This window comes from Euzebya rosea, assembly GCF_003073135.1.
Lineage (GTDB): Bacteria > Actinomycetota > Nitriliruptoria > Euzebyales > Euzebyaceae > Euzebya > Euzebya rosea.
Genome location: NZ_PGDQ01000023.1, coordinates 16,049 through 30,314 on the forward strand (window position 1 = coordinate 16,049; position 14,266 = coordinate 30,314).

Sequence of the window (14,266 nt, forward strand, 5' to 3'; positions counted from 1 at the left end):
GGACCCACACACCCGGACCCGCACGCCCGGCCCCGCACGCCCGGCCCCGCATGCCCGGACCGGTGGGGACCGCGGGACCGCAGCGCCTCATTCCGTCGCGATGGCGGTCAGCACCCCGACGCGGGCCGCCCGGCGGGCCGGCCTGACCGACGCCAGCACGCCGACCGCCGCACCGACGGCCAGGACGACCGCCAGCTGGGTCGTCGGCAGCGCGAACGTGCCGATGCCCTCCGACGCCGCGGTGGCGCGCATGGCAGCCCAGCCGATCAGGCTGCCGAGCCCGAGGCCGCCGACGGTGCCGAAGACCGCGACGAGGACCGACTCCCAGCGGACCATCGCGCGCAGCTGCCGGCGGGTCTGGCCGACGGCCCGCAGCAGCCCGATCTCGCGGACACGTTCGTGGACCGACAACGACAGGGCGTTGGCGATCCCCATCGATGCGATGACGATGGCGAGGGCCAGCAGGCCGTAGACGAAGGCCAGCACCCCGTCGACGTCGCTCGACATCTCCGCGGAGAACTCCTCACGGTCCAGGACCACGGGTGAGCCGAACCGCTCGGTGATGGCCTCCACGGCGGTCCGGCCGTCGGCAACCGACACCCCGTCGGCCAGCAGGATCCGGATGGTGGTGTCGGACCGCTGGATCGCGTGGGGCGCGTAGGCCTCGGGGGCGAGGAGGTGGGTGGACAGCCCGTCTCCCGGCCCGGCCGCGAAGACCGCTTCCACGGTCAGCACCTGCTCGACGCCGTCGACGAAGGTCATGGTGATCGGGTCGCCGATGGCCAGGCCCGCGGCCTCGGCGTGGTCCGCCGACACGGCGATGCCCTCGTGGCCGACGTCGGCCAGGGCACCCGCGGTGACCTCGAGGTCGATGACCTCCTCGACCGCCGCGGGGTCGGCGACGCTGAACACGAGCTCCTCGCCGTCGACCAGCCCCGCCCCCAGTCCCAGCGCAAGCGCACGATCGATCACCGAGTCGGCCTGCAGCTCCGGCGCGAGCGCCGGATCGAGGCCGCTGCCGGAGAACCCCTCCGACATCACGACCAGGTCACCACCGAAGGACCGACGGACCTCGGTGTCCAGGGTCGCCCGGATCGACGCGGCGACGACGGTGAAGAGGGTCACCACCGCTACCCCGACCATCAGGGCCGAGGCGGTCGCGGCGGTCCTGCGCGGGTTGCGCATGGCGTTCTCGCGGGCGAGCGCCCCGGTCGCACCGCGCAGCCGGAGCAGCCCGGCGCCGAGCAGGCCCGCCGCCGGGCGTGCCACGACCGGGCCCAGCACGACGAGGCCGACGAGGGTCGCGACGGCGCCGCCGGCCATCGGCAGCAGCGCGTCGGCGGCTCGTGGTGCGGCCCAGAGCAGTCCGAGCCCGACGACCGTCAGCAGCGTGCCGACGACGGCACGAACCACGGAGGTGTCGGAGCGGTCGATGTCGGCGCGTCGGAGGGCCTCCAGCGGGGCGACGGCCGACGCGCGGATGGCGGGCACCACCCCGGCCCCGACGGTCACGACGAGCCCCACGACAACCGCGGCGATCGCGGTGTCGCCCATGACGACGGGGCCGCCGCTGTCGACGATCCATCCCTGCGCGACGATGACGCGGATCAACCCGGCGGCCAGGCCCAGCCCGGCCAGCAGCCCGACGGTCGAGGCGACGACACCGACGACGACGGCCTCGAGCATGGTCGCGCCCAGCACCTGTCGACGCGTGGCGCCGAGGGTGCGCAGCAGCGCGGACTGCTGGGTGCGCTGGGCGGTGGTGATGGAGAAGGTGTTGAAGATGCTGAAGGTGGCGACGAGCAGCGCGATACCGGCGAAGACGAGCAGCATCCGCTCGAAGAAGTCGAGGAACTCCACGCCGACCTCGTCGACGAGCTCCTCGTTCAGGGCGGCGCCGGTGAGCGCCTCGGCGCCGTCGGGGAGCAGCGGCTGGATCCGGTCGACGAGCACCTGCTGGTCGACCCCGGTCTCGGCCGCGACGATGATGCGGGTGACCACGTCGGTGCGGCCGAGCAGCACCCTGCCGGCCTCCGTGGGGTCGAACAGGGCGAAGGTCGGTCCGTCGGAGGGGGTGCCGCCGACGAGGTCGACGAGGCCGACGACGGTGACGTCGACCGGCGCGGGCGTGCGCACCACGGTGGTGTCGCCGACCCCCAGCTCGCCTCGTTCGGCGGTGGCGGTGTCGAGGGCGATCTCACCCGGTCCGGTGGGGGCACGACCGTCGACCAGCTCGTAGCTGCTCAGCGTCGGGTCGTCGATCCAGCCGAGGCCCAGGGTCGGTGGCCCGTCGCCGCCGATGGCGGTCCCGTCGGCGGCGAGGACCTGGGCGATGCCCTCGACCTCGGCTGCGGCGGTTGCGACGCCGTCGACGGTGCGGATGTCGTCGAGCACGTCGGCGTCGACCTGTGCGGTCTGGCCGGCCAGGTCGGTCCCGATGGACGCCGTGCCACGGACGACGGCGTCGATGCCAGCGTTGGCCTGCCCGAACATGGTCTCGAAGCTGGCGCGCATCGTGTCGGTCAGGACCATGGTGCCGGCCAGGAACGCGATGCCGAACACCACGGCGAGGCCGGTGCCGACCAGGCGACGCGTGCGGGCCCAGAGCTGCTGGAGGGTGACCGCGATCATGCCGTCACCTCCCCGAAGGCCTTCATGCGGTCCAGGACCTGCTCGGCGGTGGGGGCGGTGATGCGGTCGACCAAGCGGCCGTCGGCGAGGAAGAGGACGGTGTCGGCCCATGCGGCCGCGACGGGGTCGTGGGTGACCATGACCACGGTCTGGCCCAGCTCGCGGACGGCACGGGACAGGAAGGCCAGCACGTCGGCGCCGCTGGCGGAGTCGAGGTTGCCGGTCGGCTCGTCGCCGAAGATCACGTCGGGGCGGGTGGCGAGGGCGCGGGCGATGGCGACCCGTTGGCGCTGGCCGCCAGACAGCTCGGCCGGACGGTGGCCGAGGCGGTCGCGCAGGCCGACGGCGTCGATCACCTCGTCGATCCAGGGGTCATCGGTCCGCTGGCCGGCCAGCCGCAGCGGCAGGACGATGTTCTCCCCGGCGGTGAGGGTGGGCAGAAGGTTGAAGGACTGGAAGACGAAGCCGATGCGGTCGCGGCGAAGCCGGGTCAGCTGGGTGTCACCGAGGGTGTCCAGGCGGGTGTCGCCGAGCGTGACGGTCCCCTCCGTCGGGGTGTCGAGCCCGGCGAGCAGGTGCATCAGGGTGGACTTGCCGGACCCCGATGGGCCCATGACGGCGGTGAACCGGCCGACGGCGATGTCGACGGAGACCCGGTCGAGCGCGACGACGGCGGTGTCGCCGTTGCCGTGGACCTTGGTCAGTCCCCGGGCTCGCAGGGCGGGTTCGCGCGGCGCGGTGACGGGTGGGGCGGGAGGGTCGGCGAGCGGGGTGTTGGTCATGCATCGCAGGATCCGACGGGATCCGGGCCGGGGGTATCGGTGGACTCCCTCGTGCCGCCCCGATCCGGACGTCGGGGTACCGGATGGGGGATGTCCCCCACCCGACGGGTGGGGCTGTGCCGGTCAGCCCGTGCCGGTCAGCCCGTGCCGGTCACGCGGCGTCGCTGGCGGCCCCGACACGGGAGGGGTGGTCGAAGACGGTCATCCGCGTGCGGCTGGTGACCTCATCCCCCGGCAGTCCGGTGATCAACGTCAGCTCCAGGTCGCGGCCCGGCAACGGCGTGCGTGGCAACCGGAAGACGATCAGCTCGGGCCCCCACAGCAGCACCTGCACGCCGACCACGGTGGAGCCGTCGGACAGCTCGAGGGCGTTGCTGGGGTTGCCGGACCGGATCAGCGGGCCGGGGGCGAAGGACCCCGTCCGGGCGGCGAGCAGGGTCACGATCTCACCCCACACCGCCGGCGCGCCGGCGTCGCCGATGGGCTTCAGCGTGTACTCGTGCATGGTGTTGTCCCCTCATCCGCCTGCGTGTCGATGTGATGGTCGAACGCATGGGGAACGCCGAGGCGTCCCGACGGCAGCTTACGGGAGGCTGACGTGCGGTGTCACGAGCCTCCGGAGGGTGAGGTGATCGTCACGACGGGACGGGTGACCCTTGGCCTGCTGGTCACCACTCGTCGGCGTGGATCACCCCGACCAGCCCGCCGGCATCGACGACGGCGGCATCACCCTCCCCCACGGTGACCCCGGCCAACGCCTCGATGTTCTGGGTGTGGGTGACGACGACGGTGACGTCGGCGGACTCCAGCTGCTCGGCGATGAGCGCCCGGCCGGCCTCGGTGATGGCGTCGGCACCGGCGGCGTCGAGCGCAGCGGTCAGGCTGAGGAAGGCGTCGGTCGTCGTCACCTCTCCCGTCATGGCCTCGGCGGTGTCGACGGTCCGGCAGAAGGGGCTGGCGAAGGTCCTGCCGACGGGGATCTCGAGGGCACGCAGCCGACGGCCGATGTGGTGGGCCTGCTCGACGCCGTCGGGTGAGAGGTTGCGCTGCTGATCGCAGGTGCCGCGGGCCGTCGGGTCCAGGTCGCTGGCGGACCGGTCGGTGAGGGCGTGGCGGAACAGCAGGACGGTGTGGCCCTCGCGGAGCTGGTGCAGCAGCAGCGGGTCGACGTCGCTGGCGGTCTCGTCGTGACCGACCACCGAGCAGGTCCCGAGCAGGACGAGGGACAGCACCGCCGACACGGTGAGCACGAGGAACGGACGAGCAGTCGAGGCCATGACCCGCGCACCATATCCCGTCGGTGCGGGCAGGGCGGACGGCTACTCGTCCTCCACCGTGTCGATCAGCCGGCCGATCGCCGCGGCGCCCGGGTCGCCGCGGTCGGCGAGGAAGTCCTGCAACGCACCGAGGTCCCGGAAGACGATGGCGTCGGCGCCGCCGTACGCAGCGACGAGCTCCGGGTACGCGCGGATGCCGTGGGTGCCGTGCCCGTCGGGGACGGTCCCGTCCTGCACGGCCTCCTGCAGCTCTTCGAGGTGGAGGGTCCGCCCCTCGAACCAGAACGTCTCCGGCGGGTCGCGATGGGTCACGTCGGCACCCTCGTCCCCGAGCGCGGTGTCGGGGTCCAGCAGCCCGGTCGCGTCGAGTGCACCGCCGACGGTCATCGCGCTGCCGACGGCCACCGCGCCCACGATGACCACGAGGGCCAGCAGGAGCAGGTACAGCAGCCGTTGGGTCCGTCGGCGAGCATCGGCTTCCATCGAAGGCCCCTCGAGGTCCGGGACGAGCGGGACTGCCCCGCCCGCAGCGTATATGTACCAGCGGACCCGTATTTACGCAACGGGCACGACGGGACACGTTCGGTACCAGCCGTGGTGCGGGTGGCCACGCACGAGTCCTCGAGCCTCCTCTCGACGAACGCGTCGGAGGCGGTGCGACAACGGGTGTACGGTGCGGACGTGGAAGGGTCGGAGGACCAGCGTCGACACCGATTGACCGGCGTGCTGGTCGGGGTCGCCCTCGTCGCGATGGTCGGATGGCTGGCGCGATCGGAGGCGACCGACGGCCTGGCGGGGCTGCCCCTGCCCTCCCCCACGGCAGCCCAGCCGTCCGACCGCACCCCGACGGCATCACCGTCACCGTCGGAACGGGCCACACCGGCCGAGGCGCCATCGGAGGGGCCGTCGCAGGAACCCTCGCAGGGGCCGTCGCGGCCCCCGGCGATCGACCCCTCGGTCCGACGGGTGACGGGGACCTGGATCACCGACTTGCCCGAGGCCCCCATCGACGTGCCGGCCGTCCACCGGGGCGTGTGGACCGGTGACACGCTGGTCGTCGGCTTCGAGGACGACGTGGCTGCCTTCGACCCGTGGCGACGGTCGTGGCGCCCCCTGCCCGCGCACCCCGACGGACGGGCGGACGGACGGCAGGTGCTGCTCATCGAGGGGTACCTGGACGACCCGACCCCGTCCGGCAGGGACCAGTGGACACAGCGGATCGCCGTCGTCGGCCGCGAGCCGTCGTGTGACGCGCCGATGCCGTGCGCTCGCGTGGACGTGCTCGACCCGACCGACGGCACCTGGACCGACGTGACCGACCCACCCGCGGCCGTCCCGAGCGTGGACGCCGTCGCGTGGACGGGAACCGAGCTCGTGCTCCTGTGGGCGACCGCGCCGCCGCGTGGTCAGGCGCCGGGGACGGTGCAGCCCGCCGTCGGCGCTGCCCTGCTGGACTGGGCCACCCTCACCTGGCGGATGCTCCCTCCCCTCGTCCTGGACGACACCCTGCCGGGCGACGGGGGCGGCCGTCGTCGGGACACCCGGGTGATCGCCCTGCAGGCGACAGGCATGCACCCGGCGGGGACGGTGCTGGTCTGGGGCGAGCGGGAGCGGGCGTCGTCGTTCGCGGCCACGTTCGACCCAGCCAACGATGTGTGGCGGGTCGCGCCGTTCCCGGGGCTGGTGGCGCCGCTCGCCGGCGTGTGGACCTCCCGCAGCGACCTCGTCGTGGCCGGGAGGACCGCCGACGACGCGCCCTGGTTCGGGTCGATCCGTCCGGCGGTCAGGAGCTGGGAACCCCTCTCCCCGCTCCCCGGCGTCGACGATCCGCGGACGTCGCTGTACGGCTGGGCCACCGCGACGGCTGGCGAGCACGTGCTGCTGTACGGCGGCTACCCCTCCTCGGCGTTCCTGTCGTGGGACCCGGCTGGCTACGCGTGGGAGGTGCTGGACGTCGACCGCCCCCGCGTCAACGCCGTCGCCGCGTGGACGGGCAGCGAGCTCGTCATCTGGGGCGGGTACACCGAGGCGGGCCCGACCGTCGACGTGGCCATCTGGCGCCCGCCGCTCGGCTGGCCCAGCTGACCGGCCGCGCGGTCAGGGGTGTGGACGGGTCAGTGGGTGTGGAACGGCAGGTCGGCCGCGGCCATGTGGGCCTCGCCCATCGCCTCGGCCAGCGTCGGGTGGGGGTGGACCAGCGCGCCGACCTCCTCGGGCAGGGCACCCCATGCGGTGATCAGCTGGGCCTCGGCGATCAGGTCGGTGGCGTGCGGCCCGATGATGTGGACACCCAGCACGGCCCCCTCCGGCCCACCGACGACGGTCTTCACGAAGCCGTCGGACTGGTGGATGATGCCCTTGGCGTTGCCCTTGAAGGTGTACTTGGAGGAGGAGACGGCGTCCTTGCCGTACCGCTCGACCGCCTGGGCCTCGGTCAGGCCGACCGACGACACCTCCGGCGTGCAGTAGGTCACCCGCGGGACCTGGGCGTAGTCGACCGGGACGACGGTGTGACCGGCGATCTGGTCGGCGACGTTGAACCCCTCGGCGAACCCGGCATGGGCCAGGGCGAGCGCCGGCGGCGGCAGGATGTCGCCGACGGCCCAGACGCCGTCGACCGCGGTGCGGCCGTACTCGTCGGCGACGACGTAGCCCCGCTCGTCGAGGATCCCGAGGTCCTCCAGCCCGATCCCGGCGGTCCGCGGCGCACGGCCGACGGCCACCAGGACGGTGTCGACCACGTGGGCGTCACCGTTGGCGAGGCTCACCGTGGCGGCCTTGCCCTTGGGGCCCTCCGACACGGTGACCGACGACGCGACGGTCCCGGCGATGGTGGTGATGCCGCGCTTGCGGTAGGCCCGGGCGAGGGACTTGGACAGGTCCTCGTCCTCCAGCGGGGCGATGCGGTCCAGCGCCTCGACGACGACGACCTCCTCCGCACCCAGGGACCTGAACAGCGACGCGAACTCCAGGCCGACCGCACCCGAGCCGATGACGAGCGCCTTCTCGGGCACCCGCGCCAGCTTGGTGGCCTCGTCGGAGGTGATGACGACGTCGCCGTCGATCTCGATCCCGGGCAGGGACCGGACCGAGGAGCCCACGGCGATGACGACGTTGTCGGCGCGCAGGACCTCGCCGTCGCGCTCGCCGCCGGACACGGTGACGGACTTCCCGTCGGCGCCGACGCTGCCCCAGCCGGTGACGAGGTCGATCTTCCGCGACTTCACGAGCCCCTCGAGGCCCTTGTACAGCTGCGTCTGGACCGACTCGCGGAACGCCCCCAGCTTGGCGACGTCCAGCCCGGCGACGGTCAGGTCGATGCCGAACCGGTCGGCTTCACGGGCCTCGTCCAGGACGCTGCCCACGTGGAGCATGGCCTTGGAAGGGATGCAGCCCCAGTGCAGGCAGGTGCCACCGACCTTGTCGGCCTCGACCATCGCGACGTTCAACCCGCGGACGGCGGCGCGCAGGGCCACGCCGTACCCACCGGGCCCGCCGCCGAGGACGATGACGTCGTGGGTGCTGTCGGATTCGGTCATTGCTCGTGTTCCTTCGTGTTCGTTCGTCGGCCGGACGGGCGTCAGTCGCCCGTGTTGACCGTGCCGGCCTTCTCGAGCAGCACGATCTCGGCCGGGTCCTCGGCGATCGGCCGGTGGGTCACACCCTTGGGGACGACGTGGAGGTCACCGGCGGCGAGGTGGATCTCCTCCACACCCGTGGCGTAGCGGATCTGCAGGACCAGCTCGCCGGAGATGCAGAGGAAGACCTCGTCGGTGTCGGAGTGGACGTGCCAGTCGAACTCGCCGTGGATGCGGGCGACGCTGACCTCCTGCCCGTTGAAGCGGGCCACCCGTCGGGGCGACCAGTTCTCGTCGACCTGCGCCAGCTCCTCGGAGAGGCTGGTCGCCGGCATGCTGCGGCCCATGCGGACTACAGCCCGTCGGTGACGGCGCGCGTCACAGCGCCGCGGTGAGGAGGGTGGGATTCTCGGTCATGTCGGCGAGGTAGCGGATGAAGCCGGCACCCTCGCCACCGTCGATGATCCGGTGGTCGAAGGCGATGGAGTAGGTGATGGTCTTGCGGACCGCCAGCTCGCCGTCGACGACCCACGGCTTGTCGGCGATCCGGCCGGTGCCGAGGATCGCGGCTTCCGGGTGGTTGATCACCATGTCGCCACCGTCGACGCCGAACGCGCCGTAGTTGGAGATGGTGAACGTGCCACCGCTCATGTCGCTGGGGGTCAGCTTGCCGGCGCGGGCCTTGTCGGCCATCTCGTTGAGCGTCTTCGCCAGGTCGATGATGTTCATGTCCTGGGCGTTCTTGATGACGGGGACGACCAGGCCACGGTCGGTCTGGGCGGCGAAGCCGAGGTTGACGTGGCGGTGCAGCACCATCTCCTCCGCCGCGGTGTCCAGCGACGCGTTGACGGTCGGGAACTTCCGCAGGGCGGCGATGGCCATCCGCATGATGATGGCGGTCGGGCTGACCTTGACCTCCGACTGCGAGGCGTTCAGCTCGGCGCGGAACTCCCACAGCGGGGTGGCGTCGGCCTCGACCCAGGTGACGGCCTCGGGGATCTCGCCACGCGAGCGGGTCATCTGTGCGGACACGGCCTTGCGCAGCTGCGACAGCTTGACGCGCTCCTGTGCCATCGCCCCTTCCGGCGCCGGCGGAATCGCGATCACATCGCGCACCTGCGGTGCGACTGGCGCGATCGAGCCGTTGGAGGAGGCGACGAGCGGCTGCTCGCCGGCGGGGGCGAGGCGCTTGGCGTCCGACCGCAGGTCGGCAGTGTCGTAGTCCTCTTCCTCGCGAACGGGCGTGTTGGGCGGTGCGGAGGGGAGGGTGTGGCCCTCGTCGTCGGTGACGAGGACACCCGACGCCTGCGAGGTCGCGCCGTTCGCCGCAGCCTCGACGTCCGCCCGGGTGATGATGCCGTCGGGGCCGGTGCCGGCGACGTAGTCGAGGTCGACGCCGAGGTCCTTGGCCAGCTTGCGCACAGGGGGCTTGGCCATCGGCCGACCCTCGCGCTCGACCTTCTGCGGCGCCGCCTGGGCAGCCGCACCGGAGGAGGAGGTGGACGCGCCGACACGACGACGGCGCGAACCCTTGCCGCCGGAGGTGCCGTAGCCGACCAGCACGCTGCCCGACTCGCCCTCGTCGGAACCCGAACCGGAGCCGCTGTCGCCCTCGTCGGTGACCGCAGCGGTGTCGTCCTCGACCGGAGCCGAGGAACCGGACGCGTCGTCGCCACCGATGTCGATCGTGATCAGCGGCGAGCCGACGGCGATCTCGTCACCGGGTTCGCCGTGCAGCGTCACGATGGTGCCGCCGAACGGCGAGGGGACCTCGACGACGGCCTTGGCGGTCTCGATCTCGGCGACGTACTGGTCGACCTCGACGACGTCACCGACGGCGACGAGCCACGACACGACCTCGCCCTCGGTCAGCCCCTCTCCGAGGTCGGGCAGCAGGAAGTCCTTGGTGCTCATTGCGTTCTCTCCAGGTCGAGCGGATGGCTCGGGTAGTCAGGCGCTCAGTAGTCCAGCGTGCGGCCGACGGCATCCAGGATGCGGTCGACGTCGGGGAGGAAGAACTCCTCCAGCATGGCTGCGGGGTAGGGCACGTCGAAGCCGCCGACGCGCATGACCGGCGCCTCCAGGTGGTAGAAGGCCTTCTCCTGCACGCGGGCCGCGACCTCGGCGCCGAAGCCGACGGAGGTGGACGCCTCGTGCACGACGACCAGGCGGCCGGTCTTCTCCACCGACTCCACGATCGTCTGGTGGTCGAAGGGGGTCAGCGAGCGGATGTCGATGACCTCGAGGTCCCAGCCCTCGGCCTCGGCGGCCTCGGCGGTCTCCATGCAGGTCTTCACCATCGGCCCGTAGGCAGCCAGCGTGGCGGTGGTGCCCTCGCGGCGGACGACGCACTTGCCGATCGGCTCGGTCCGCACCGGCAGCGACGCCTCCTCCTTCAGCCAGTACCGACGCTTCGGCTCGAAGAAGATGACCGGGTCGTCGGAGAAGATCGACTCCGTCAGCAGGCTGTAGGCGTCCGACGGCGTACCCGGCGAGACGACCTTCAGCCCCGCGGTGTGGGCGAAGTAGGCCTCGGGGGACTCCGAGTGGTGCTCGACCGCGCCGATGCCACCGCCGAAGGGAATGCGCACGGTGATCGGCATCTTCACGGTGCCGCGCGACCGGTTCCGCATCTTGGCGATGTGGGACACGATCTGCTCGAACGCCGGGTAGGTGAACCCGTCGAACTGCATCTCGATGATCGGCCGGTAGCCGTAGATGGCCATGCCGACCGCGGTGCCCGCGATGCCCGACTCGGCCAGCGGCGTGTCGAAGCAGCGCTTGTCGCCGAACCGCTCCTGCAGCTTGTCGGAGATGCGGAACACCCCGCCGAGGGTGCCGACGTCCTCGCCGAACAGCACGACCTTCTCGTCGGCCTCGAACGCGTCGTGCAGGGCCTGGTTCAGCGCCTGCGCCATGGTGATCGCCATCGCTTACTGCTCCTCTTCCGCGGCCTGCGCCGCGAGCTCGCGTCGCAGCATGTCGCGCTGCTCGTCGAACATCGTGCCGGGGTCGACGAAGACGTGCTCGAACAGCTCCATCGGGTCGCCGTGGGGCGCCTCGTAGATCTCCTCGCGCATGATCCGCGCCAGCTTCTCGACCTCGTTGTCGATCTCGGTCTTGATGGTGTCGTCCAGCAGCCCGTTGGCCTTCATGAACGTCTCGAAGCGGGCGATCGGGTCGCGCCGCTGCCACTCCTCCATCTCCTCGCCCGAGCGGTACCGCGTCGGGTCGTCGGCGGTGGTGTGGGCTTCCATGCGGTAGGTGACGGCCTCGATCAGCGAGGGCCCTCCCCCGCTGCGGGCACGCTCGACGGCCTGCTTGGTGACCGCGTAGCTGGCCAGCACGTCGTTGCCGTCGCAGCGGAGGCCCGGCATGCCGTACCCGACGGCCTTGTGGGCGATCGTCGGCGCCTTGGTCTGCTCGCTGAGCGGCGTGGAGATGGCGTACTGGTTGTTCTGGACGAAGAAGACGACGGGGGCCTCGAAGACCGCGGCGAAGTTCATGCCCTCGTGGGGGTCGCCCTCGCTCGTGGCGCCGTCGCCGAAGTAGGCCATGACGACGGTGTCGGTCCCGTCGAACTTCGCGGCCATCGCGAAGCCCGCACCGTGCAGCGCCTGCGTGCCGATCGGGATGGACAGCAGGCCGAAGCGGAACTCGTAGGGGTCGTAGCCGCTCAGCCATGTGCCGCGCCACTGGTGCAGCATCTGACCGGGGTTGACGCCACGCACGAGCGCGGTGCCCATCTCGCGGTAGGACGGGAACACCCAGTCCTGCGGGGCCAGCGCGTAGGCGCCGCCGATCTGCGCGGCTTCCTGTCCGAGCAACGAGGCGTAGACGCCCAGCTGGCCCTGCCGCTGCAGGTTGATGGCCTGCTTGTCGATGCGTCGGGCGACGACCATGTGGCGGTACAGGGCGCGGAAGTCCTCGTCGCCCAGGTCGTCGATCGGGTAGCCGTCGACGGCGTTGATGTTGCCGTCGTCGTCCAGGATCTGGACCGGTTCGTCGGGTGGGAGCAGGGTGCTCGGGTCGGGCGTCAGCCCGCCGCTGGGCTTGTCGGCAACGTTGCCGTCAGTCATCGTGGTGGCCCTCCAAGGCTCGGCACGGGATCGCCGCTGGAGCAGTCTGGCAGAGTCCCCGCGGGGCTGTGCGACCGGGTGGGGCACGGGGCCGCGGCGGTGACTCGGGGGTCGGGTCGTGACGACCCGGTGACGCGACGGTAGCGAACACCTCGCCATCCCGACAAGGGTCTGCGCGACGACTCGTCCGTTGCGCACGACGATGCCCGGTCAGGAGTGTCGATCCGTCACATTCCGGCGGCTTGCGGCTGACGTTTCATCACCGACCGTCGAGCCACCACCACGACGTCGTGGCCGTCTGGTCGAATGCCGCCATGGCACGAATCGACAAGGCAACGCTGCGGGCAGAGGGTGAGGGCGCCGAGGCGGTCCTCACCGTGGAGCTCGAGATCGACTGGGACCGTGGTGACGACGACCACCGGTGGGAGGCCGTCATCCGCTTCATGGGTGCCGACGCCGGCATCCGCGGACGCGACAACGTGCTGAAGATCCACACCGTCGGGGTCGGTCCGGCGGAGGGCGAGCGGGTCGTCGTCAGCGTCGACAACCGCGACCGGGCGTTCAACGAGGACGCCGGCGGCGACGAGGTCCTCGCCGAGTGCGAGCTGCACATCCTGCAGCCGGAGGCCCGGGTGGAGCGCACGAACAAGGTCAAGGGCCGCTTCTAGGCGCACATCGGCACGGCCGACCTGCGCCCGAACACGTAGGTCGGGGTGACAATGCCGAACTAGTTCGCAACCTCCGGCGCGCACCGGGGTCACACGGGTGACAACGCTCTCCCGAAAGGACCCCGAGGTGCCCTGGTTGACCGGTCAGACGGCCGTGCTCGCGCTGCTGCTCTTCAGCGCCGGACTGGTGATCGGCTACGCGATCGGACGGTACGCGCCGGACTCGGCAGACCCGCCCCCGCCGTCGGCGGATCTGCCACCGGCCCGTCCGGTCATGGACCCGCGCCCCCCGGTGGAGACGCGGCACGAGGACGACACGATCGTGGACCTGCGGACCCAGCTGCATGCGAGCAGGGCCGCGCTGCAGTCCGCCGTGCGCCGCATGGAGGAGCAGCGTCGCGCGATCGAGGTGCTGGAGGCCGACCTCGAGGGGCACAGCGCGGCCCTGGAGGCTGCCCAGCGGGACCTCCTGCGAGCCCGGATGGGTTGGGAGGTCCCGGGCGAGGACTCAGATGCGGACGGTCGTTAGGTCCACGTCCTTGGTTCGGGTGCGCTTCAGCTCGTAGAAGCCGTCGGTGCGGATGAGCGCGGCGAGGCCGTCCCACAGGTCGAGGGCTGCCTGTCCCCGGATGACCTCGGGGATGACCGGGCCGAAGTAGCCCTTCCACTCCCGCGTGCCGTCCTCTCCCTCGACCTCGTAGGCGATGATCGGGGTGCCGACGTCGTCACCGGCGACGTCCTCGGCCTCCTTGGTGGACGCACGCACCGCGTCGTCCCAGACCTCGTCGTCGTAGGCGGCGGCGTAGCCGACGTCGAGGCCGGCCTTCTCCAGGGCTCGGGAGACGTCGAAGTCCATGCCGTCGGTGTCGTGGTGGATGTGGCGCCCGAACTCCACGTACAGGTCGTGGACCAGGTCCCGGCGTCCGTCGGCCCGGACCGCCTCCACCACGCGCAGGAGCTTGAAGGACCGTTCCATGGCCGGCAGGTACTTCCTGTAGCCCTCGTCGAGCTCCTTGCCCTCGTTGCGGACCTTGAGGCTGATGGGGCGCCAGTCGATGTCGATGTCGCGGTGGGGGGCGACCTCGTCGTGCAGCCATTGGGCGGTGACCCAGCACCACGGGCACAGCGGATCGAAGTAGAACCTGACGTTCACGGGTGTCTCCTGCTCGTCGTTCGACGTCTCGAATCAGTTTGGATTCGTACCGATACTGCCCGTGAACGCGTGGTTCGCTGCGATCCTTCCTGCGCGTG

The 14,266-nt window shown here is 71.5% G+C and carries 14 protein-coding genes; 3 read left to right on the plus strand and 11 right to left on the minus strand.

The features are described 5' to 3' along the window. Positions 1–87: 87 nt before the first annotated feature. The 5 genes from CUC05_RS22410 to CUC05_RS22430 form a co-directional block, all read right to left on the minus strand. Positions 88–2,631, minus strand: coding sequence for an ABC transporter permease (locus CUC05_RS22410; protein ID WP_108668374.1), 2,544 nt, complete (start codon positions 2,629–2,631; stop codon positions 88–90). Beyond that, positions 2,628–3,413 (minus strand): ABC transporter ATP-binding protein, encoded by a 786-nt coding sequence (locus tag CUC05_RS22415; RefSeq protein WP_108668375.1) that lies wholly within the window; start codon positions 3,411–3,413, stop codon positions 2,628–2,630. The genes CUC05_RS22410 and CUC05_RS22415 overlap by 4 nt, the downstream gene beginning before the upstream one ends. A 151-nt stretch (positions 3,414–3,564) precedes the next feature. Next, on the minus strand, positions 3,565–3,918 hold the full coding sequence (locus CUC05_RS22420; protein WP_108668376.1) for a hypothetical protein: 354 nt from the start codon (positions 3,916–3,918) through the stop codon (positions 3,565–3,567). A gap of 163 nt (positions 3,919–4,081) precedes the next feature. Further along, a complete protein-coding gene (locus CUC05_RS22425; protein WP_108668377.1) occupies positions 4,082–4,690 on the minus strand; it encodes a histidine phosphatase family protein in 609 nt (202 codons plus the stop codon). Positions 4,691–4,732: 42 nt separating this feature from the next. Beyond that, positions 4,733–5,173, minus strand: a complete 441-nt coding sequence (locus CUC05_RS22430; protein WP_108668378.1) for a hypothetical protein — start codon at positions 5,171–5,173, stop codon at positions 4,733–4,735. 198 nt (positions 5,174–5,371) lie between these two features. Here CUC05_RS22430 and CUC05_RS22435 point away from each other — a divergent pair, with 198 nt between their 5' ends. Beyond that, positions 5,372–6,775, plus strand: coding sequence for a Kelch repeat-containing protein (locus CUC05_RS22435; RefSeq protein ID WP_157965893.1), 1,404 nt, complete (start codon positions 5,372–5,374; stop codon positions 6,773–6,775). 29 nt (positions 6,776–6,804) lie between these two features. Here CUC05_RS22435 and lpdA read toward each other — a convergent pair whose 3' ends face one another. From lpdA to pdhA, 5 genes are read right to left on the minus strand one after another with little or no spacing between them, the layout of a single operon-like run. Next, positions 6,805–8,229 carry a dihydrolipoyl dehydrogenase gene (gene lpdA, locus CUC05_RS22440; protein ID WP_108668380.1) on the minus strand — a complete coding sequence of 475 codons (1,425 nt, stop codon included), beginning with the start codon at positions 8,227–8,229 and terminating at the stop codon, positions 6,805–6,807. 41 nt (positions 8,230–8,270) lie between these two features. Then, positions 8,271–8,615: a cupin domain-containing protein gene (locus CUC05_RS22445; protein ID WP_108668381.1), complete on the minus strand. Its 345-nt coding sequence runs from the start codon at positions 8,613–8,615 to the stop codon at positions 8,271–8,273. A 31-nt stretch (positions 8,616–8,646) separates the two neighbouring features. Continuing rightward, the gene (locus CUC05_RS22450; RefSeq protein WP_108668382.1) at positions 8,647–10,182 is read right to left on the minus strand and encodes a dihydrolipoamide acetyltransferase family protein; all 1,536 of its coding nucleotides are present in this window, start codon (positions 10,180–10,182) and stop codon (positions 8,647–8,649) included. Positions 10,183–10,226: 44 nt separating this feature from the next. Further along, a complete protein-coding gene (locus CUC05_RS22455; protein ID WP_108668383.1) occupies positions 10,227–11,198 on the minus strand; it encodes an alpha-ketoacid dehydrogenase subunit beta in 972 nt (323 codons plus the stop codon). Between the two features lie 3 nt (positions 11,199–11,201). Beyond that, positions 11,202–12,347, minus strand: coding sequence for a pyruvate dehydrogenase (acetyl-transferring) E1 component subunit alpha (gene pdhA / locus CUC05_RS22460; protein WP_157965894.1), 1,146 nt, complete (start codon positions 12,345–12,347; stop codon positions 11,202–11,204). A gap of 314 nt (positions 12,348–12,661) precedes the next feature. Here pdhA and CUC05_RS22465 point away from each other — a divergent pair, with 314 nt between their 5' ends. Further along, on the plus strand, positions 12,662–13,015 hold the full coding sequence (locus CUC05_RS22465) for a hypothetical protein (protein ID WP_108668385.1): 354 nt from the start codon (positions 12,662–12,664) through the stop codon (positions 13,013–13,015). 136 nt (positions 13,016–13,151) lie between these two features. After that, positions 13,152–13,544 (plus strand): hypothetical protein, encoded by a 393-nt coding sequence (locus CUC05_RS22470; RefSeq protein WP_157965895.1) that lies wholly within the window; start codon positions 13,152–13,154, stop codon positions 13,542–13,544. On the opposite strand, the gene CUC05_RS22475 is transcribed toward CUC05_RS22470, so the two are convergent. Next, entirely contained in the window at positions 13,524–14,168 is a 645-nt protein-coding gene (locus CUC05_RS22475) for a mycothiol-dependent nitroreductase Rv2466c family protein (RefSeq protein ID WP_108668387.1), read from the minus strand. The two genes, CUC05_RS22470 and CUC05_RS22475, sit on opposite strands and share 21 nt — an antisense overlap. Positions 14,169–14,266: the final 98 nt, after the last annotated feature.